Raw genomic sequence first — 21,628 nt, 5'->3', positions numbered from 1 at the left:
CCATTTCAAAGGAGTGACACCATGCCGGATTCATCCCCTGGTTCCGCCGTTGACAAGCCGCGCGCAGCGACTTTGAGTATTCACGGCGACTTTATCGAAAAGGCCGTACCCCAATGGCTGGTCGAGGCAACGCCTGCCCGTCGGTTGGCGCTCAAAGACACCGTCCCGGTATTGCCGCAATGGTACAAGGACGCCACGCCTGCACAGCGCGACAGCATCAACGCAAGCTTCAAAGCCAGCACGGTTGCCCAGGTCCAATTGGACACAACCATGGCGACGTTCAAGGACGTCGACGCATTCACCAGGCCTTTGCTGCTCAAGGCGTTGAAAGACCAGTACCAGGTGCAGGCCGATGTCGACAAGACCTTCCTCTGTCTGCGCCGACCACTGCAGATCAGTGTTGCCGAAGTGGAACTCGCCTCGTTCGAAGTCCTGAAACTGTCGATGCTGCAGGCGGCTCAACACAACTTCGAAGCCTGGGAGTGCAAGTCTGGCGCTTACCACAAGAGCTCAAGGTTTGTGCTGGAGACCGACACACCTGGCACCTTTGAGTCGGCCACCCTGGGCCTGACGGTCAGCCAGTTCATGACCCTGTGCCGCAACCTTGATATTGGCGCGCAGTACCAGACTTACCTGAAGTCGTTCTTTGCCCCGGTCGACACACGCCCTGAACCACCTCTCCAGCAGCACTTCATCGCCAGCCAGAAGGCGGCCATGAAGGCGGCCGCCGACAACGCCGTGGTAAGTGGGGATATCGAGCCTGCGGATCACACCATGATCCTTTCGGTGATCAACGGTAACGTTTATCCCACGATCGGCAGCAAGCGGGTCTGGCTTCTCGACATGAGCCTGATGAAAAAAAGGCTGACGGGCTGCGTCTATTTTTCGATCGGTGATCGGTACAGCGACGAGTTGATCCTCTACATCCCCAATGACCCGGCTCACCCACTCAAACGCTATACCTCCCGCCAAGGCATGCGCGACGAGTTGGAGCGCCAGTTCACTGACCGTGCGGGCATGGCAGCTGACGACCCCGCGCCAACGGCATACCAGAAGTTTTTCAGTCAGTTCCTGCCCTATGATCAGAGGCCTTACTATTTCAGCCAGTTCACGCAAAAGTCTGCCGATTCTCCGAGTGGGCCATTGACCTCGCCCTGGCGATCGGTCGTGGAGTTCGTGTCCGGATTGTCGTCGATCACTCGTATCAAAGAACTGCCCCCTGAAAAGCCGGCGAAGATGGAGCCGGTAAGCGACCCTTACCTGGCGCCCGGTAACTTGATGCCTTACCGCGGTACAGGCACCTTTTCCGGGCTGCTCGACCTTTGGCCCTTCCTGTATGAAAAGCACCGTGACAAGGTCCTGGCCGACGCCCGTGCCCATGCGGTGCCTACCGCTGACGTGGATGCCAAGGCGCGCGAGGCCAAACTGGCGCACCTGTTCGAAATCGGCATGCTGGCGCTCAACGCAATCTCCATGTTCGTGCCCGTGTTGGGTGAAGTCATGCTGGCAGTGATGGCTGAGCAATTGCTCTCGGAGACCATCGAAGGTGTGGCCGACTGGGCCGAGGGTGATAAACGGGCGGCCAAGGCGCATCTGGTGGATGTGGCGGAAAATCTCGCCCAGATCGCCGTCATGGCCGGTGTGGGAGTGGCGGTGAGCAAATTCCGGGCTGTCAAGGTTGAACCGGTCATCGAAAACCTCAGTCCCGTGACCCTGCCCAATGGCGAGATGCGCCTGTGGAAGCCGGATTTGACCGGCTATGAAAGCCCCGTGACGCTGGAGGCGGCGTCAGGGCCCAATGCGAGGGGCCAATACACGCTCGATGGCAAGACCTATGTTCGCCAGGGTGGTCAGGTTTATGAGCAGGTTTTCGATGAGTCGATCAAGCAGTGGCGGATCAAGCACCCGACCCGCTCCGAGGTGTACCAGCCGATTCTGCAAAGCAACGCCCGGGGGGCCTGGCGTCATACCCTCGAGCGACCTGCCGAGTGGGACCGCTTGACGCTGTTGCGGCGCATGGGGCATGAAACCGAAGCGTTTTCCGATGCCGAGTTGCTCAAGATCGCGGATGTCAGCGGGGTGAGCGACAGTGCCTTGCGTAAGATGCACACGGACCTCGCGGCTCCGCCGCCGGAACTGCTGGACGCCATGCGCCTGTTCAAGGCCGACGCAGACAGTTCGCAGGTGATCGCGCAGTTGCGGGGCAGTCAACCGATCGACGACCGTTATTTATTTGCCCTGCCTTTGGTCACCGAGATGCCACGTTGGCCAAGGACCCGGGTACTGGAGGTATTCGAAGGGCCTGAATTCGCTGGCGACTCGGTGAAGTATGGCTCTGGTCGCCTGGCGCGTGGAGCGGTTGCGCAGGCGCCGATCCGGGTCACCCGCGCCGATGTACTGGGCGGGAAACTGCCCTCGGTGATTCTGGCCGCGCTGGATGAAGCGCAGGTGACCCGTCTGCTGGGCGGCGAAGGTGCTCGCCTACGTGATCTGCGGCCGCAGGAGTTCAGCAAGCAACTCGCCGAGTATGCCCAGGCCCGCAAACCGGATATTTTTGACAGCATTTACGCGGGTACCGAGCCACCGGACAGCCAGGTCAAACTGCTGCAACGTATCTGTCCCGGGCTCAGCGAAGCTGCCGCCGAGGACACCCTGGCCCACGCTGCCGCGCTTGACCTCAAACGTCTGGAAGCGACGCGCCGGGCGCCTTTGACCATGCTCGAGGAAGCGCGCTGGTACGCGCTTCAAGGGCGACAGACGCGGGCGTATGCCGGTTTACGCAGCGAAACCATGGCCTCGGCGGACAGCCGTCGGCTGGCGCTGCACACCCTCGAGAAACTGCCCGGTTGGCCGGACACCTTGCGCCTGGAAGTACGCGAAGACACTGACAGTGGCGTGCTGCTGGACAGCATTGGCAGTGATACGGCCCGAAACAAGAAGTACCTGGTGAAAAAAGGCCCGCGCTTCCAGGCGCTCAATGAGCGTGGAGAAGAACTCAACAGCCTGCCCACCCAGGGCGATAACTTTTATGCCTCGCTCATGCATGCCATGCCCGATGAGGTGCGTCAGGGCCTGGGTGTGCCGGATGTGAGTCAAAACGCGCTGCTGCGCGACAAGATCATCGAGTCCGCAGACCTTTATCGTAACCAGACAGTACGGCTGCTGGAGCCGCAGCGCACAGGGTTCAAACCGCCTGTACGGGTCAAGGACAAGTTGCTGGGCTATTACGCCAGCGGACGAGGTGCGGGCCTGGGCCCGAGCCTTGAGTCACGCGTGCAGGATCTGTATGGCTTGAGCGAGGAACCGGCCGCGGACTATATCCGACGCCTGCGAGCGCAGGGCAAGGACAGCAGGGCAATCTACAACTATCTGCGAAACCGTCAGAGTGAATACGACACGCTGGTGACGACACTCGACGAGTGGGCCGGTACCCAGGGCGGCACGGCTGCCGGCTCTACCCTCTTCAATGAAAAAGCCCGCTTGGCACATCAGTTGAAGGAGGCCTGGCGGATGGAGCCGCTGGCAGGAAAGGTGGCTGGCGCCGATCGCTTGCATCTCTATATTGAAGAGCATCTGCCGCCCTTGACGGCCGATTTTTCCCATATTCGTGATTTGACAATACTCGGAAGGGCGATGAACGATGCTGCGGTTGACGCTTTCCTCGTGCGGTTTCCTGAAGTGCAGACGCTGTCGATTGGCGATATGTCCCAATCTTGGGGGTCGTTCTTCCAGACGGCCCGATCATCGCTGACGACACTGCCCCCGGCGGTCTCCAGGATGACCAGTCTCAAAAGCCTGACGTTCAGTTCGGCAGCGCAGCACCTGGCGCCGGAGTTTCTCCCAAGGCTCAATACCTTGACTTCGCTGGAGGCGTTGCATATCGAATACCGCGGCTTCTCCATGGACGCACTCAAACCCCTTGACGTGTCCGCGTTGACGCAGTTGCGACGGTTGAAAATCGACGCGCCTCTAGGCCTTTCCCAGTGGCCGACCAATGTCGAGAACCTGCCTCATCTGGAGCGTCTCGATTTGAGCCGTACCTCAATCGGCGCTCTGCCTGACACGCTGTATAGCGGGCATGAGCGACTGTGGGCGGGGCTGTCGATGGACTGGTCGAAGTTCACCCGGGAAACCTTCCGACCGGCGTTTGAGTACGTCAGCGCTTATCAGGGCGAGCTCGGGCACCTGGTTGATTTGCACCAGATGGTCAGTAGCTATGCCAAGGGGGAGTTGGCCTCCCTGAGTAGCAGTAGTGTTTTGGCTGACGCACTGAATGAAAAAATAATGGCCGCCGCGAAAACCCCAGAGGCACGGATGGCCCTGATTGACGGCCTTAGCGATCAGTACGCCAACATTTTCGAGACGTTCTACTACCCGCCGTTCAATAAGACCGGGCGGCAGATGAGGTTGCGGTCCGGGCGATGGCAGGAGGGACCGAGTGCGCATCTGCTGACCGAGCTTCAAGCCAATTGGTGGGAGGCGGTGGGTGAACGATATGGCATAGCGGGCAAGGCGTCAGTGCTCGAATTACCAGGACCGGTGTATCCACTGATGGGCTCTGGGGGGCAAGTGAGCACCGTTGAGCTGCCCCAGTTACCGGCAGGCAGTTTTGCTCATGTACGCACGTTACGCATGAACTGGGTGGGGGAAACGCCCGAGCAGACGCGCGCGTTCATCGGTACATTCAGCGGCGTGCAATCTTTGGAACTCAACGGGCTTGGCTTGACTGAAATACCCATTGGTGCTGGCGATCTTCCCGGCTTGACCCGGCTCGACATGGCCGATAACAGCCTGGTAATGCCGGCACTGCAGGCACAGCTCAATGAGCTGGGCAGCCTGGAACTGCTGGATTTGAGCCGTAGCAACACGCCGCTCGAAGGCCTTGATGTGAGCGCGTTGACGCAGCTCAAGGCCCTGAATATGCGCGGTTCAACCTTGCAGACCTGGCCGAGCGGCGCAGAGAGTCTGCCGCAATTGGCCTGGCTGGACCTGCGGGACAATGCGCTGGTGACCTTGCCGCCCCAGGTGTTGGCCAACGATACGATCCTGATGAAAACCAACGTGGCAGGGAATCCCTTCAGTGCCTCGGGTGAGGCTGCGCTGGCGGCTGCGCGCGAGCGGGTCGAGAGCGCCCAGGGCTTACCGGCCGGCGCATTGGCAGGTTTTGAAGCGCAACATGTACAGCAGGTGTTTCCCCCGCAGGAAACAGCCATGACGATGACCCGTTATCTGTTGCCATTGCCTGAGCCGATTGCAGTGGCCGAAGGGGCTGAGGGGTTTGCCCCACGACTGCAGCAGGTGAGCCCATCGATGACTGAACAAAGCGCGCGGCAATGGTTCGAGAAACTGCGCGAGGCCGGCATGAGTGACTCACAGATTGATAGCCTGCTGACTACTTTTCACGAGGAATACAGGTCTTTGACGCGCCAGCTGAACGGCTGGCTGTATAAATACGAATTGGCCGATACCGATCTTGCCGACTTCAGCCAGATGGCCGACCAACGTCGACGGATCGCGCTCAATATCGTTGAGTGCTTTCAAACCGGTGTGTCAGCCGAAGACGGTTATGCGTTGAGCCTGCACGGCCTGCAAGCCCGTGACCTGCCCGCCCTGACGCTGCAGTTCAATAATGTGCATACGCTGAACTTAACCGGTGTGCAGTGCACCGTGTCGGGCGCCGAAGGTTTTCTCCTCAGTTTCCCCGCGTTGCGCAAACTGGTGCTCAGTGGTAACAGCCTTGACGCCGTTCCTGAAGCCGTGGCGCTCATGACTCAGCTTGAGGAGCTGGAGCTGGCTTCCAATGCCATCAGCGATCCTCAGCCTTTGTATCGTCAAGTGGGGGGCGATCACTTGCGCCGGTTGGACCTGTCCAGAAATGACCTGCGCGAGTTCAGCACCGAGGCCTTCACTCGGCTTGAGCAACTGGACCTCAGGTACAATCGCCTTGCGAACTGGCCAGCTGGCGCATTGGATGCGCCGAGTCTGCGCACGCTGAACCTGTGCGGCAATCACCTGGAAGCATTTCCCGACGAATTGCTCGATGGCAGCCACGACGCACTGGTACAGGGCACCGACCTGTCCGAAAATGGGGCCCTTTCACTTGAAAGTTTCGAACGGCTAAGGGGGTATGGCACGGGCGATGTGATGGGGTGGAGCAGGAGCGAGATCGACGGATGGATTGAAGGGTTTGAGGGGGAAGCCCATCGGTATGACGACGATGATTACCAACCGCTGGAAGTTATTCTTGATCCGGTTGGAGATACAGGGGAGACGGTGTTGACGTCGTGGCTGGCACACTCGCCGCAGGACCTGGCCGCCTCCAGGCGGCAGTTGTGGCAGCAATTGGTCGATGAGCCGGGCCATGAGCGGTTTTTCCATCTGCTCGAACGACTGCGCGATACCGATGAGTACCGGTATGTGGCGGCTGATCTGACCCGGCGGGTATGGACGGTGATCGAGGCGGCTGCCGGCGATGCGCAGATGCGCGAGTTGTTGTTCGTGGCCTCTGAAACCCACGGCACCTGTATCGACGGACGCATCCTCACGTTCAGCTCAATGGAAGTGCTGGTGTTCGAATCGAATGTGCTGAGTACGGTTCCGACGCTCGACTTGCAAACAAGGGGCCAACGCCTGCTGGAATTGTCCCGGCAATTGTTCCGCTTGGACCGGGTAGATTCATTGGCCGAGACCAAGGCCGAAGGACTGGACCGGGCCGAAGTGAGGCTGCAATACCGGATCGGCATGACGCGTGGCTGGCCCGACGGGCTTGAGCTGCCGGGTCAACCCAGGCACATGACCTATGCTCGACCGATCAGCGGGCAGTTGGTGACCAAGACCCGTGCCCGGGTGCTTGCGGCCGAAGCGTCCGATGCGTTCTATGACAGCCTGGTTGCCCGCGACTATTGGGTCAAATACCTGGAGGAACGCTACCCCGATGAGTTTCAGACCCTGCAGAGCAATGCTGTCGCGGGTCATGAGGAGTTGGAGACCAAGTATGAGGACAGGAAGCCGAACACCGATAGCGAGAAGTCCTACTATGACGAACTGTTCGACTTGGCCGCTAAACGAACTGGCGCACGGGTGAGTCTGCTGCTGGAGTTGTCGCGCAGAGAGGTCGAGGCGTTGCAGGCCGCAGGCGCGGCGTTACCACAGCCAGGCCCGGCGTCGCCACAGCCGGGTCCGTCGTCGCGGCAGTGACGAGCCGGGCAGGCCGTCAGTTGTCGTAGCCCAGGTTCGGCGCCAGCCAGCGCTCCGTCACGCTCAGGTCCTGGCCCTTGCGCGCGGTGTAGCTGGCAACCTGATCCTTGTCGACTTTGCCCACCGCAAAATACTGTGCCTGCGGGTGGGCAAAATACCAGCCGCTGACCGCTGCCGCCGGGAACATCGCGTAGTGCTCGGTAAGAAAAACACCGCTGCGCCCTGCATGCATTTCGCGGGCTTCGGGGTCCAGCAGCTGGAACAGCTGGGCTTTTTCAGTGTGATCCGGGCACGCCGGGTAGCCGGGGGCAGGGCGGATGCCGCTGTACTGCTCCTTGATCAGCGCGTCGTTGTCCAGTTGCTCGTCCCTGGCGTAGCCCCAATAATGCTTGCGCACTTGCTGGTGCAGCCATTCGGCGCAGGCTTCGGCGAGGCGGTCGGCGAGGGCCTTGACCATGATCGAGTTGTAGTCGTCGCCGGCGTCCTGGTAGGCCTTGGCCACTTCCTCGGCGCCGATGCCGGCGGTGGTGATAAAGCCACCGATGTAGTCGGTCACGCCACTGTCTTTAGGCGCGACGAAGTCGGCCAGGGAGAAGTTCGGCTTGCCGTCGGTCTTGATGATCTGCTGGCGCAGGTGATGCAATTTGGCAATCGGCTGGCCGTCGTCACCGTAGACTTCCAGGTCATCGTCCTGCACCTGGTTGGTCGGCCAGAAACCGAACACGGCGCGGGCGCTGATGAGTTTTTCGTCGATCAGCTTCCTGAGCATTTCCCGGGCGTCGGCGTACAGCGCGGTGGCGGCTTCACCCACCACTTCGTCGTCAAGGATGCGCGGGAATTTGCCGGCCAGGTCCCAGGAGATGAAGAACGGTGTCCAGTCGATGTACTCGGCCAGGACGTTGAGGTCGATATTGTCCAGCACTTTGGCGCCGGTAAAGGTCGGCACCACCGGGGTGTAGCTGCTCCAGTCGAACTGCGGCTTCTTGGCGATGGCCGCCGGGTAGCTCAGGCGCTCAGTGCGGGCGCTGCGGTTGGAGGTGCGCTCGCGCACGTCGATGTATTCCAGGCGGGTCTTCTCGACGAAACCGGCCTTCAGTTCCTTGGACAGCAGCTGGGTGGCCACGCCCACGGCACGGGAGGCATCGGTGACGTAGATCACCGCGTCATTGCTGTACTTGGGCTCGATCTTCACCGCCGTATGCGCCTTGGAGGTGGTGGCGCCACCGATCATCAGCGGCAGGTGGAAGTCCTGGCGCTGCATCTCGCGGGCCACGTGCACCATCTCATCCAGGGACGGCGTGATCAGGCCGGACAGACCGATAATGTCGCACTTCTGCTCTTTGGCGACCTGCAGGATCTTCTCCGCCGGCACCATCACGCCGAGGTCGACGATGTCATAGCCGTTGCACCCGAGCACCACGCCGACGATGTTCTTGCCAATGTCGTGCACGTCGCCCTTGACCGTGGCCATCAGGATCTTGCCCTTGGCCTCCGGCTTGTCGCCTTTCTCCAGCTCGATGAACGGGATCAGGTGGGCCACGGCCTGTTTCATCACCCGGGCCGATTTCACCACTTGTGGCAGGAACATCTTGCCGGCGCCGAACAGGTCGCCAACGATGTTCATGCCCGACATCAGCGGGCCTTCGATCACTTCGATCGGGCGCGCGAACGACAGGCGCGACTCCTCGGTGTCCTCAACGATATGGGTAGTGATGCCCTTGACCAGCGCATGTTCCAGGCGCTTGTTGACGTCCCAGCCGCGCCACTCTTCGGTCTCGGCTTCCTTGACGCTGCCGTCGCCCTTGTACTTGTCGGCAATGGCGAGGAGGGCGTCGGTGCCGTCCGGGGTGCGGTTGAGCACCACGTCTTCCACTGCATCGCGCAGCTCGGCCGGGATCTGGTCGTAGATCTCCAACTGGCCGGCGTTGACGATGCCCATGGTCAGGCCGTTGCGGATCGCATACAGCAGGAACACCGAGTGGATCGCCTCGCGCACCGGGTTGTTGCCGCGGAACGAGAACGACACGTTGGACACGCCACCGGAGGTCAGCGCATAGGGCAGCTCGTCACGGATATAGGCGCAGGCGTTGATGAAGTCGACGGCATAGTTGTTGTGCTCCTCGATGCCGGTGGCGACCGCGAAGATATTCGGGTCGAAGATGATGTCTTCCGGCGGGAAGCCGACTTCATTGACCAGGATGTCGTAGGAGCGCTTGCAGATTTCTTTCTTGCGCGCCTCGGTGTCGGCCTGGCCGGCTTCGTCGAACGCCATCACCACCACGGCGGCGCCATAGCGCTTGCACAGTTTGGCGTGGTGAATGAACTGCTCGACGCCTTCCTTCATGCTGATGGAGTTGACGATGCCCTTGCCCTGGATGCACTTGAGGCCGGCTTCGATCACTTCCCACTTGGAGGAGTCGATCATGATCGGGACGCGGGAGATGTCCGGCTCGCCGGCAATCAGATTGAGGAAGGTCACCATCGCCTTCTTCGAATCGAGCATGCCCTCGTCCATGTTGATGTCGATCACCTGGGCGCCGGCTTCCACCTGCTGCAGGGCGACTTCGAGGGCTTCGGTGTAGTTGTCTTCACGGATCAGGCGGGCGAACTTGGCCGAGCCGGTGATGTTGGTGCGCTCGCCGACGTTGACGAACAACGAACTGCGATCAATGGTGAACGGCTCCAGGCCAGACAGGCGGCAGGCCTTGGGAATGTCCGGGATCGGCCGTGGTGCGTAGCCGGCCACGGCCTTGGCGATGGCCTCGATATGGCCCGGCGTGGTACCGCAGCAACCGCCGACGATATTCAGGAAACCGCTCTGGGCGAACTCTTCGATGACCTTGGCGGTTTCCGAGGGCAGTTCGTCGTACTCGCCGAATTCGTTGGGCAGGCCGGCGTTCGGGTGGGCGGATACGTGAGTGTTGGCCTTGTTCGACAGCTCTTCCAGGTAGGGGCGCAGTTCGCTGGCACCGAGGGCGCAGTTCAAGCCGACCGAGATCGGCTTGGCGTGGGCCACGGAGTTCCAGAACGCTTCGGTGGTCTGGCCCGACAGGGTACGGCCGGAGGCATCGGTGATGGTGCCGGAAATCATGATCGGCAGTTCGACGCCCAGTTCCTCGAATACGCCTTGCACGGCGAAGATCGCGGCCTTGGCGTTGAGCGTATCGAAGATGGTTTCGATCAGGATCAGGTCGGCGCCGCCTTCGATCAGGCCCTTGGTGGCCTCGGTGTAGTTTTCCACCAGTTCGTCGAAGGTCACGTTGCGGTAGCCGGGGTTGTTCACGTCCGGCGACAGCGAGCAGGTGCGGCTGGTGGGGCCGAGTACGCCAGCGACAAAGCGCGGCTTGGCCGGGTTCTCGGCGGTCTTGGCGTCGGCGATCCTGCGGGCCAGGCGTGCGCCTTCAACGTTCAGTTCATAGGCCAGCTCTTCCATGCCGTAGTCGGCCATGGAAATCCGCGTGGCGTTGAAGGTGTTGGTTTCGAGAATATCCGCACCCGCATCCAGATAGGCCTTTTCGATTCCACCGATCACATCGGGGCGGGTGAGTACCAGCAGATCGTTATTACCCTTGACGTCGCTCGGCCAGTCGGCGAAGCGTTTGCCACGGTAGTCCTGTTCCTCGAGCTTGTAGCTCTGGATCATCGTGCCCATGCCACCGTCCAGGATCAGGATGCGTTCCTTGAGGGCGTGGTGAAGGGCTTGCAGACGAGCGCTACGATCGGACATGGGACTACTCTGGTCAGGCATTTCGGGGGGGGCGTGAATGATAACAAACCTGTGCCGGATTTGAGCATGCGGGGTTCTGCATGAATATCGCTCATGTTGCAGGCGGTCATGGCTCGGTAGAATCACCGCCACTTCACATCGCACGCCTTGAATCGGGACCGGATACATGTCAGTTCGTTTAATTGTCAGCGCCGTTCTGGCCTTGATGGCCAGTACCGTGCAGGCAGAGGCTGTGCCGGTAGACCGCCCCGCTTCGGCAATTTCCTACACCCGCGATATCCAGCCGATCTTCACCGAGAAGTGCGTGGCATGCCATGCCTGCTACGACTCCGCCTGCCAGCTCAACCTGGGCAGTGCCGAGGGTGCGGTGCGGGCTGTGGTTGTTCGACTATCCGCTGCTGGAGCCGCACCTATTACCAGTCGGCGGTCAACTTCGATGTGTTCGGCAATAAGGCTCTCTCAACGCGAGCCCCGATCCGATCAACCGCTGCACCGGCGCGTTCTGTTCCCGCGCCGGCATCGACCCGGCCTTGCAGGACGCGGAGCAAGCGCTGAGCCGCCTGACCTCCAGGCCTGCGGCGGGGCTCAAGGTGATCGACCAATTGCCGGAAGCCACGATGCTGAGGATCGAAACCACCAGCGGCAAGCGCGTGGTCTACAGCCTGCTGCGTAACCGGGCCCACAGTAACGTAGCGTTTTTGTTGGGCGAGGCCTATCGCTACCAGCCGGGCCTGGACACCGTAACTATCTACCCGGGTGTGCTCAGCAGCTACCCGAACTTCATGTTCAATATCCCGGCCCGGCAAGTGCCGGAATTTGTCACAGCGATGGAAAACGCCAGGGATGCCAAGCGCTTTGAGCACATTGTCGACCGCTGGGGTATTCGTCGCAGCCATCCGCAGTTCTGGCAGTACTTCCATGACGTGTCGCAGTACATCCACGAAACCACGCCGGTGGAGGAGGGCGTATTGGACATGAATCGCTACGAGAACCTCTGACGCGGCGGCCGGGGGACGATCAGGGGCGATGGCCTTGGGGTTTTATGTACTTCCAGTAATCTTTCCCATAGTCCATCAGCAACTCCGTCCCCGCAGGAATATCCCTCCATGCGAGCAGGAACACCATGTACTTTCCTACATGCAAGGAACCCACGTTCTCGATGCCGACGTTGGGGATGCCCGGCACATTGACCGCGTTAACCAGGCTAAGGATATTGCTGTTGCCGTGACCGCTGATAAACGCGCCGTTGGTGTTTGTCCTGAATAGATAAGTACCGACGGCCTCTTTACTTTTTTCCATTATCTCGGCATCCATCGACGCCTTATTCAAGTGCAACTTGCCGGTGTAGGGGCCGAGGACGTCGAAGCGTTTGATATCGGTCCTGGCGACTACCGACAGACCCCGTTCCGGGCCCTCACCGAGCTTCTTGACCTCAAGCAATCGATCCAGCGTGCGATGGTGACTGCCTTCCCTGGCGATCCAGTCGCGAATGCTTTTGGTTGCAGCGCTCTTGACCTCCATATGTTGGTGGCCCATGAACTCATCAAAAAAATGATTGGCATCGGTGATCTTGATTTTCTCAGGTGCGCCTTCAAGCTCCCGGGTCAGGCTGTGCCGGACATCGTTCGGGTCCTGAAGGATCGGCGCGTTATTGTTGATTCTGTGATCGTAGGAAGCGGTGATAGACGTGGATCGGCGCCGTAAGGGCGGCGTATCGTTTTCCAGGCGCGGCCGCTTCGAACCGCCCGGCCGGGGCTCGGGCGGGGCTGGGCGTTTCCTGGCGATCGGTTCGTCGACGATGTCTCCCGAGCCGAAAACCCGCATTTCTCTTCCCGCACGGGTCAGGCTGCCGTTGTCGTTGACATAGGTGCGCCAGATCAACGGGTTGAGATCGTTTGCTTCAACAAAGGTGGCCATGGAAGAGCTTGAATTATTGGAGTTGTAGAGGGTGTGCCACGCTTGCAGATGGGTGTAGTTCACCGGGGTGAACTGCCCGCCGCCGGCATGCCGGGCGAGTACCTTTCCGGCTGCCCGATAGCTGCCATCCAGGTTTACATACTCTGCAAAGGCCCTCGGGTCCAGGTTGTGGTCGGCGGCGAATCCCTCCAGGGTCAGCGTGTTGCGGTTTTTCTGGGAGGTCGTGCGCCAACTTTCCAGATGATCAAAGGTGACTTCCGTGCGCGCGGTGCCTGCTCGGTCCAGCATCGCGCGCCCACGACTCGCCAGGTTGTCGCCGGTATGTACAAACTGCCTGAATGCGTCGGGGTGCAGGTTGTAGGTCCTCACAAAGTCATCCATGGTTTTTTTCAGGGCGCTTTCACTGGCTTGCGTCCATTTCGTCAGGATCAGGGGCGTGACGAAGTCGGGCTTTTCCGGAGCGCCACCCGTGACTTTGATCTGGCTTGAATACCAGTGTCCCGGCTCCACGGACGATAGCGTGACCGACAGGTCCCGGTTTTTCCTGGGGTTGACCAACACCACGGAAAAACTGTTGTCGGCGCCGGCGGCGGTCTCCTGGATAAAACCGTAGGAGTTGTCCCGCACCTGATACACCGAGATCGTGCCTCTGTCATCGATATTGCAGATGAACCGCTGGTTGTACTCCGCACGGAAAAAGATCCCGCGGGAGTCGGGCTTGAGTCCGGCAATCCAGTGAGGGTCCACGGCGTACTTGCGGATCAGCGGGCTTGTGTTGCTGATAACCGTGACCGGCTCGCGAAAGCGTGGCCCGAAAACGCGGTTGGAGCCGGCGTCAATCAGCCGATAGTCCGGTGCTTCCAGGCTGCCGACATTGCGCATGGGGATGTTGGGGAAACCGTCCACCGTAAACAAGCGGTCGCCGGCCTGGCCCGGTGACCAGATGCGCGGGTCGACGGAGATCATGTGGCGAGCGGCGACACTCCCGTCGCGCAACTGCGCGAGCCCCTTGCTGGCCTGGCGCAGGGCTGCGGTGCCGAGTTTGATCAGGGCGAATCGACCCAGTTTCAATACCGCGGCCACGGCAGCCAGGGGGTTGAGTTCCTGCAACGTGGCGGTGATCAGCTTTCTGGTCAGCGCGGTGAAGCGCGGCAACGCAAGGCGGATACCGGCCTTGCCCGCCTGGACCACTACGCGCGTGCAGCCGGCAATGTACTTGCCGATGGGCACACCGAACGACACGATATCGGTAAAAAGGCCGAGCCCACCTGACTCGATACGTTGAGGATCGCCTGAGGCCAGGTCGTCGATGGAGCCCCAGAACGGCACGAACATTTTTCCCCAGTAAGAAATGTCTTCAAGAAAGTCACGGCCGATATCCATGGTCCGTGAGGCTTTACGGGTTTTCTCCAGCAGGATCTTTTCATCGCAAAAGAACAACTCACGCGCGATCATCTCAGCCAGTGCCTCAATCCTGGGGGATTGGCGGAAATTGGCGGCCCGTGACAGGGGTTGCGCAGGGGGCAGCGGCGGTGGGGCTTGTGGCGCTTGCTCATCCTGGGATGCGATGAGCGCCGGCATCACCTGCCCGACTTGCTCGACGATCAGGGTGGCTGTCTGGTCGGGCTCAGGCTTCACGGCGTCTTTATAAGCTTTCCAGTCAAATGGCAGTTCGGTACCTTTTCTGAAACTGCCTCGACTTGAGCGGGTGGCCCCGCCAACACGTTCGACTTTTACCTCGCCGCCCACCAACAGGGTTTTGAGGTCTTCGCGCACGCGAACAATGCCGGCGTTCGGAAATACCTCGATGTAGCGCAGGGTGTACGGATGGTCAGCGCTCGCCAGACGCAGGATAAACCCCGAGCGCCCGCGAACGGCGTCAGTGTTGTGCTTGTTTTCATGCTCGACCTGGACGTCATGCAGCGGTTGGCGTAACGAATACACCGTGATCTCGTCACGGTCGCTATTGCCCGGCCATAACGGCGCAAACTGCGCCAGCAAGCCTGTTATCAGGGTTTTGTAGGCCGCTCTTGGGGTTTGCAGGTAGTCATTGAAAGCCTGGTCATACTCAGTGTCCGAGTTGAAACGAAAACGACTGGGTGGTTGCAGTACGAGGTTTTGCGTCGCCGTCACCGTCTCGCTTTCATGCTGCTCCAGGGCAGCCAATGCGTGTTCGATATCTTTGCTGGAGTGGCCGTACCGGCTTACCGGCAGCAGGCCAGTGTTTACTGCCCAACTGAGCGTCGGTTGGATTTTTGCCGCAACCACCAGCGTTTGTTGTGCTGGTTCGTCGGCATACACACGAAGGAACTCACCTGGCAGATTGAGCAGTTGCTCGAACGTCATATGCCTTGATGAGCCCGGGGCGACCGACTCGGCCAGGATAAATCCGCTTTTGAAGTTGACCCATGCGCTGGAGGTTCCGTAAGGCAATTCATCTGGAATGCCCTCGACCCATACTTCACTGGGAATATTGGCCTTGAGCACGCAGACGGCCAGGCGCGCCGTCGAGGCATTGAGGCGTAATGAGCGCTCATACTCCTTGTTCAACGACTGACGAATGAACCCATAGTTGATCGCCGGGGGGATGAACGCTTTGAGTTCGTTGTCGTTGAGTGAATGGGCGTCTGGCGTGATCGTCAGCCAGAGTGCGCGCCAGAGCAGTTTGACCTTGACGGCTTGCAGGCACGCTTGGTCATCGCTGGCGCCATACCAGTCCAGGGCCACGGCGATGGATTGGCCCAATGCCAGGTTTTCGGGGGTATTGAGGATCTGTTCCAGGAGTACGGTGGGGGTGGTGTCGAGTGCTGCTTGTTGCGCAGGGGTCAACCGCTGGGGGACGACTTGTGCGAACAACGACCGGGCATTGTCGCGCTCGAGGTCGCGCACGACTTGTTTGATGATTCTGTCATCCTCAGGCCCCAGCAAGTGTTCCAGGTCGCTGACATGGCCATTGTGACCCAGTTGGCAAAGCGCCCGATATTCCTGCAGGTAATATTGCACAGCTTTCCACTGGGCCAGGGTTGCTGGGGCGGCGGGTATGATTGCGTAATAGGCCAATACCAGATCAAGGCGCACTGAGCCGTCGCTTTTGACGCCGTTGCCGACTTTGCGGTAGACGTCCAGCAGGATGTCTAGCTGGTTGGCCCAGTAGAGCGGCGCTTTGCGCAACACAACCGGATGACCGCCAATGTCGAACACTTCCGCCGGGTCAGGGATGGGTGATTTCGGCGTACTGAGCAGGTCGGACAGAAAGTCGTAAGGGAAATCGCCGAGCGGAGAGTGGTTGGGCGAGGGTTTTGCACTGAGGAACGCCTTGAAGTCGTCATCCTCTTCCAGGATTTTAAGCACGCGAACAGCGGCTTTGCATTCACGGCCCAGTGCCGAGTCTGCTGGAGGGCAGTAGTAAGACTTCAGCGCGTTCTCAAGTGTCGGGCCCTGGATCAGGCTCGCCAGATGGTCCAGCAGGTGATCGAGGTCCGACAGGCGCGCAGGTGGGCTCTTGGACATGAGTCGGGAAAGTGTGGGCTTCATTAAAACCTCGCGAGTGAGCAATTAAGATCGCGATGTCATGCTAGAGAGATGTGCATCCTCGCAAGTGCTACATAGATAGGTATTGCTGAAGGACTCAGCAGGACGCGGCCCCCGGGATGCTTTTCCGACAAAAACACTCGGACTTTGTACCTGCGTAATAATTTGGCGTAAACTGCCGGTAAGCCTGTGAGGAGTTTCCATGACTGCCATAACCATTACCGACGCCGCCCACGATTACCTGGCTGACCTGCTGTCCAAGCAGAACACCCCGGGTATCGGTATCCGCGTCTTTATTACCCAGCCTGGCACCCAGTACGCCGAGACTTGCATTGCCTACTGCAAGCCTGGGGAAGAGAAGCCTGAAGACACCGCCCTGGGGCTCAAGAGCTTCACCGCGTACATCGATGCCTTCAGTGAAGCCTTCCTTGACGATGCCGTGGTCGACTACGCCACTGATCGTATGGGCGGCCAATTGACCATCAAGGCGCCCAATGCCAAGGTGCCGAACGTCAACGCCGACAGCCCGGTCAACGAGCGTATCAACTACTACCTGCAAACCGAGATCAACCCGGGGCTGGCCAGCCACGGCGGCCAGGTGAGCCTGATCGACGTAGTGGATGACGGTATCGCCGTATTGAAGTTCGGCGGCGGTTGCCAGGGCTGCGGCCAGGCGGACGTGACCCTGCGTGAAGGCATCGAGCGCACCCTGCTCGAACGCATTCCCGAGCTCAAGGGTGTACGTGACGTGACCGACCACACGCAGAAAGAAAACGCCTACTACTGAGTAAGGTGTTCACTGCGACGAAAAAACGGCGCCCCGTGAGCGCCGTTTTTTTATGCTTGAAAAAACAAGGATCAAGTGTGGGAGGGGGCTTGCCCAATAGTGTAGGAGCGAGCTTGCTCGCGAAAAACTCACAGGCGCCGCGTTGATTCAGGAAGCGCGCGTTATCGTTGAGGTTTTTCGCGAGCAAGCTCGCTCCTACAAAAAGCCTTAACTGATTGGCATTAGCCCCGTGAGCGCCGTTTTTTTATGCTTGAAAAAACAAGGATTAAGTGTGGGAGGGGGCTTGCCCAATAGTGTAGGAGCGAGCTTGCTCGCGAAAAACTCACAGGCGCCGCGTTGATTCAGGAAGCGCGCGTTATCGTTTACGTTTTTCGCGAGCAAGCTCGCTCCTACAAAAAGCCTTAACTGATTGGCATTAGCCCCGTGAGCGCCGTTTTTTTATGCTTAAAAAAACAAGGATCAAGTGTGGGAGGGGGCTTGCCCAATATTGTAGGAGCGAGCTTGCTCGCGAAAAACTCACAGGCGTCGCGTTGATTCAGGAAGCGCGCGTTATCGTTGAGGTTTTTCGCGAGCAAGCTCGCTCCTACAGTTTTATTGGATTTATTCATTTGAATCAGCGGATTAATTGGGTTTTGTGAAGTGGAAACTCAAGGTCGGTACAGGTGCGCATGCCCCGCCCGATACAGTGACGACTCACTGAACGTGTCACTGGCCAGCACTCGACCCACCACAATCAACGCGGTACGCCGAAACCCCTTGGCCGCGACTTTTTCGGCGATATCCGCCAATGTTCCCACCATCCAATCCTGATCCGGCCAGGTCGCACGGTGCACCACGGCGATCGGGCAATCGGCGCCATAGTGCGGCAGCAGCTCGGCGACGATCTTCTCCAGGTGATTGACCCCCAGGTGAATCGCCATGGTCGTGCCGTGGCGGGCCAGGCTGTCGAAGTCCTCGCCGGCGGGCATGCTGGTTTTGTCGGCATAGCGGGTCAGGATCACGCTCTGGGCGATGTCCGGCAGGGTCAGCTCGGTTTCCAGCAGCGCCGCGCAGGCCGCCACTGCGGTGACACCGGGAATGATCTGGAAGGGGATGCCCAGCTCACGCAAATGGCGAATCTGCTCGCCAATCGCCCCATACAGGCTTGGGTCGCCGGAGTGCACGCGCGCCACATCCTGGCCTTGCGCATGGGCGGCCTTGATCAAGTCGATGATCTGTTCCAGGTGCAGCTCGGCGCTGTTGACCACCTGGTGCGCCTGATGACCTTCGAGCACCGCCGCAGGCACCAGCGAGCCGGCGTAGATGATCACCGGGCAACTGCGGATCAGCCGCTGGCCCTTGACGGTAATCAGTTCCGGGTCGCCGGGGCCGGCGCCGATGAAGTAGACGGTCATGGGGATTTCCTGTTGTAAAACGGGCGAGCATGAAGATTGCTCATGATCGAGAGCGGCAATTATCGGGATTTTAACCGGCGCAGGCTAATGCAAAGGTAGCCTGGGCGGTTTTCCTGCGGGTAATCAGCAGGCGGGCCGGGCCGTGGGCGAGTTGTTCGGCCAGGGCCAGCGCGGCGCTTTCGGCGATGCCGTAACAGCCGGTATGGCTGAACGCGACGGCTGATTTGTGGCTCAGCCGATGTTCATAGCCCGCCAGCTCTTCGGCGCTGAAACACTGCAAGGGCAGGTTCAGCAACCGGGCCAGGGCCAGCAACCCTGGCTCAGCCTGTTTGCGATCAATGCTCGCCAGCGCGGTAATGCGCTGGCGTTCAATGCCACTCTCGGCGAGGGCGCTATCAAGGAGCTCCAGCAGGGTGCGCACGTCACAACCGCGCTGGCAACCCAGGCCGACGACGAGGGTCATGCCGCGTAGTGTTCATCGCGGTTACGGCGAAACAGCCAGGCACTGATCAAGCCAAGGGCCAGCCAGAACGCCACATTGGTCAACTGCGATGCGATCTTGAACTGGGCTTCGAGGGCCTCCGGGGCCAGCATGGCGTGGACTTCCGGCTGCGGAGCGCCGATTAGGTGGGGTACGGCAAGGATCGCCACACCCAGCACTTTGAGCAACCCGCCGCGACCGAACACCAGCAAGGCAATACCGGCAGCGGTAGACGCAGCCGTGCCGATCCACCAGATCTGCCGTTGCGCCAGATCAGCGGCGGCGGTGCCCGGCAGCTCAGGCGGCAGGCCCAGGGTCGGCGCGAGTACGAAGGTGGCATAACCGGCCAGGCCCCACAGCAGCCCTTGAGCTGTGCGGGTCGGAGCGCGCAGGGTGTACAGGCCGGCCAGCATCAGCGCAAAACCGACCGCCACGACCAGGTTGCCACCGGTGGTCGACAGCACGCGCTGCCAGCCATCTTCCGGCTCCCAGGCTTCGGCGTCATGGGTGTGGGCAGCAGCCCCTGCGGCATGTTCATGGGGCACTTCTGCCACGGCTGGAGCCTTTTCAAAGGTCTCCGCCTGCAAAATCAACGGCGCGACCCACAGGCTTTGCAGCAGGGTCAGCAGCAGGGCGGCCAACAAGCCGGTGAAGCCTGCGGTTTGGGCAATACGCTTGATCATGTCGGCAGGTCTCAGTGGCACGGGAACGCGGCGCTGTGGCGGGTATCGTGGGCCGCGTTGTGCACGGCCTCGATGTGGGAGAAGCCGGCGAAATACACCAGGCACGCGCCGAGGATCGACGCACCGATGGCGGCGGTCAGGCGTTGGCTCAAGGTGGCAGTGCCGCTGGCTGCGGGCGAAGTGCTGCTGATGATCGACATGGCGCGTCCCTTTCAAGTGTCAGGGTGAAACGAGCGCATGCAAACCCCACGCGCCAGGCACGCAGGGTTTCGAACAGCGCCCGCCCACCGCGGGTTTGTTATCTGATTTTTTCGGGCCGGTCTCCGGGCTTGCGAGGGGCGCTCTTGAACAAAGAGTGGGCCTTATCAAGCATCTCCTTCCCATGCACAGGCACAGTGGATTTGACGCTTCGCTCGCTTACCGTTGCGGGGGCAGCACCGGACTTGCCATGGGTCTATGGCGCACCGGTTTCCCGTTTCACCCTGTGAAGGGCACCCGAAACAAGATGAGTAGGAGAGCATGGGCCAGGGACGGTAGTCAAATGCCGCGAGCCCCTGTAGCCTTGCACGTTCGAGGTTCTTCGGCTGCGGCCGAAGCTAAGAAGGGAACGCGGTTCAAGCCGCGGCTGCCCCCGCAACTGTGAAGGGTTCAGTTGACTGCCACGCCACTGCCGAGACGGCGGGAAGGCGCAGTCAGCATGGGTCGCAAGACCTGCACGCCCCAAGCCAGGAGACCTGCCTCGTCACTGATTTTTCAATTCAACCGGGCGGGGTGATCCGGTGACGAAATCCGCTGCTGCGCGTCGCCGCAGGGCCTGTCGTCCCGTATGCCCGCCCCAAAGGGCATCCGATGAAAACACTGGCCAAACTCCCCGTCACCATCGTTACCGGCTTTCTCGGTTCGGGCAAAACCACCTTGCTGCGCCATATGCTCGACAACGCCCAGGGCCGTCGCATTGCCGTGATCGTCAACGAGTTCGGCGAGTTGGGCATTGACGGCGAAATCCTCAAGCAGTGCTCCATCGGATGCACCGAAGAAGAAGCCAACGGCCGCGTCTACGAACTGGCCAACGGCTGCCTATGCTGCACCGTGCAGGAAGAGTTCTTCCCGGTGATGCGCGAGCTGGTCGCCCGTCGCGGTGACCTTGACCACATTCTCATCGAAACCTCGGGCCTGGCCCTGCCAAAACCGCTGGTACAGGCTTTCCAGTGGCCGGAAATCCGCAGCGCCTGCACCGTCGACGCGGTGATCACCGTGGTCGACAGCCCGGCCGTGGCCGCCGGCACCTTCGCCGCGTTCCCCGACCAGGTCGATGCCCAGCGCAAGCTCGACCCGAACCTGGACCACGAGTCGCCGTTGCACGAGCTGTTCGCCGACCAATTGGCCAGTGCCGACCTGGTGATCCTCAACAAAGCCGACCTGATCAGCGCCGAAGACCTGGCCCGCGTGCGCCTGGAAGTGGCTGAAGAGCTGCCGCCGGCGGTGAAGATCATCGAAGCCAGCAGCGGTCGCCTGCCGTTGGACGTGCTGATTGGCCTGGGCGCCGGCTCCGAGGAGCATATCGACGCGCGCCACAGCCATCATGATCAGCACCACGACGGTGAGGACGACCACGATCACGATGCCTTCGACTCCATTTCCATCGACCTGCCTCAAGCCGACGAAGCCCTGTTGCTCGACGCCTTGACCCAATTGGTGGTGCAGCACGGCATCCTGCGCGTCAAAGGTTTCGCCGCGATCCCGAACAAACCGATGCGCCTGCTGATCCAGGGCGTGGGCACGCGCTTCGACAAGCACTTCGACCGTGCCTGGGGCGTGGAAGAAGCACGCACCACGCGCCTGGTGCTGATCGGCCAGGAACTGGATGCCGTGGGCCTTGAAGCGCAACTGCGCGCCGCCCTCAGCGTTTAA

9 protein-coding genes, 1 pseudogene and 2 riboswitches are annotated in these 21,628 nt (G+C 60.4%); of the genes and pseudogenes, 4 read left to right on the top strand and 6 right to left on the bottom strand.

Features of this window, described 5'->3' with window-relative positions:
* Positions 1 to 21: 21 nt before the first annotated feature.
* Positions 22 to 7,197 carry an NEL-type E3 ubiquitin ligase domain-containing protein gene (locus BFQ00_RS10860; protein WP_065933523.1) on the top strand — a complete coding sequence of 2,392 codons (7,176 nt, stop codon included), beginning with the start codon at positions 22 to 24 and terminating at the stop codon, positions 7,195 to 7,197.
* 16 nt (positions 7,198 to 7,213) lie between these two features.
* On the opposite strand, the gene metH is transcribed toward BFQ00_RS10860, so the two are convergent.
* Positions 7,214 to 10,924, bottom strand: a complete 3,711-nt coding sequence (gene metH, locus BFQ00_RS10855) for a methionine synthase (protein ID WP_065933522.1) — start codon at positions 10,922 to 10,924, stop codon at positions 7,214 to 7,216.
* Positions 10,925 to 11,376: 452 nt separating this feature from the next.
* Here metH and BFQ00_RS10850 point away from each other — a divergent pair.
* Positions 11,377 to 11,922, top strand: a pseudogene (locus BFQ00_RS10850) (fatty acid cis/trans isomerase); the annotation flags it as partial.
* Between the two features lie 19 nt (positions 11,923 to 11,941).
* Here the strand turns inward: BFQ00_RS10850 and BFQ00_RS10845 are convergent.
* A complete protein-coding gene (locus BFQ00_RS10845; protein WP_065933520.1) occupies positions 11,942 to 16,375 on the bottom strand; it encodes an SET domain-containing protein-lysine N-methyltransferase in 4,434 nt (1,477 codons plus the stop codon).
* Between the two features lie 199 nt (positions 16,376 to 16,574).
* On the opposite strand from BFQ00_RS10845, the gene nfuA reads away from it, so the two are divergent.
* Positions 16,575 to 17,159 carry a Fe-S biogenesis protein NfuA gene (gene nfuA, locus BFQ00_RS10840; RefSeq protein ID WP_003190728.1) on the top strand — a complete coding sequence of 195 codons (585 nt, stop codon included), beginning with the start codon at positions 16,575 to 16,577 and terminating at the stop codon, positions 17,157 to 17,159.
* Between the two features lie 647 nt (positions 17,160 to 17,806).
* Here nfuA and cobM read toward each other — a convergent pair.
* The 4 genes from cobM to BFQ00_RS10820 form a co-directional block, all read right to left on the bottom strand.
* A complete protein-coding gene (gene cobM / locus BFQ00_RS10835; protein WP_065933519.1) occupies positions 17,807 to 18,553 on the bottom strand; it encodes a precorrin-4 C(11)-methyltransferase in 747 nt (248 codons plus the stop codon).
* 70 nt (positions 18,554 to 18,623) lie between these two features.
* Complete coding sequence (locus tag BFQ00_RS10830; RefSeq protein ID WP_065885265.1) at positions 18,624 to 19,016, bottom strand: cobalamin biosynthesis protein; 393 nt, start codon at positions 19,014 to 19,016, stop codon at positions 18,624 to 18,626.
* Positions 19,013 to 19,717, bottom strand: a complete 705-nt coding sequence (locus BFQ00_RS10825) for a CbtA family protein (RefSeq protein ID WP_065885266.1) — start codon at positions 19,715 to 19,717, stop codon at positions 19,013 to 19,015. Before BFQ00_RS10825 ends, BFQ00_RS10830 begins: the two co-directional genes overlap by 4 nt.
* A gap of 11 nt (positions 19,718 to 19,728) precedes the next feature.
* Positions 19,729 to 19,917, bottom strand: a complete 189-nt coding sequence (locus BFQ00_RS10820) for a CbtB domain-containing protein (protein WP_065885267.1) — start codon at positions 19,915 to 19,917, stop codon at positions 19,729 to 19,731.
* A 96-nt stretch (positions 19,918 to 20,013) separates the two neighbouring features.
* A riboswitch (cobalamin riboswitch) is annotated at positions 20,014 to 20,231 on the bottom strand.
* A 42-nt stretch (positions 20,232 to 20,273) separates the two neighbouring features.
* Positions 20,274 to 20,474, top strand: a riboswitch (cobalamin riboswitch).
* Positions 20,475 to 20,566: 92 nt separating this feature from the next.
* On the opposite strand from BFQ00_RS10820, the gene cobW reads away from it, so the two are divergent.
* On the top strand, positions 20,567 to 21,628 hold the full coding sequence (cobW, locus tag BFQ00_RS10815) for a cobalamin biosynthesis protein CobW (protein ID WP_065933518.1): 1,062 nt from the start codon (positions 20,567 to 20,569) through the stop codon (positions 21,626 to 21,628).

Source organism: Pseudomonas sp. 28 E 9, assembly GCF_900004785.1.
Lineage (GTDB): Bacteria > Pseudomonadota > Gammaproteobacteria > Pseudomonadales > Pseudomonadaceae > Aquipseudomonas > Aquipseudomonas orientalis_A.
The sequence above is the reverse complement of the archived record's forward strand: the minus strand, read 5'-3'. Positions and strand labels throughout refer to the sequence as shown.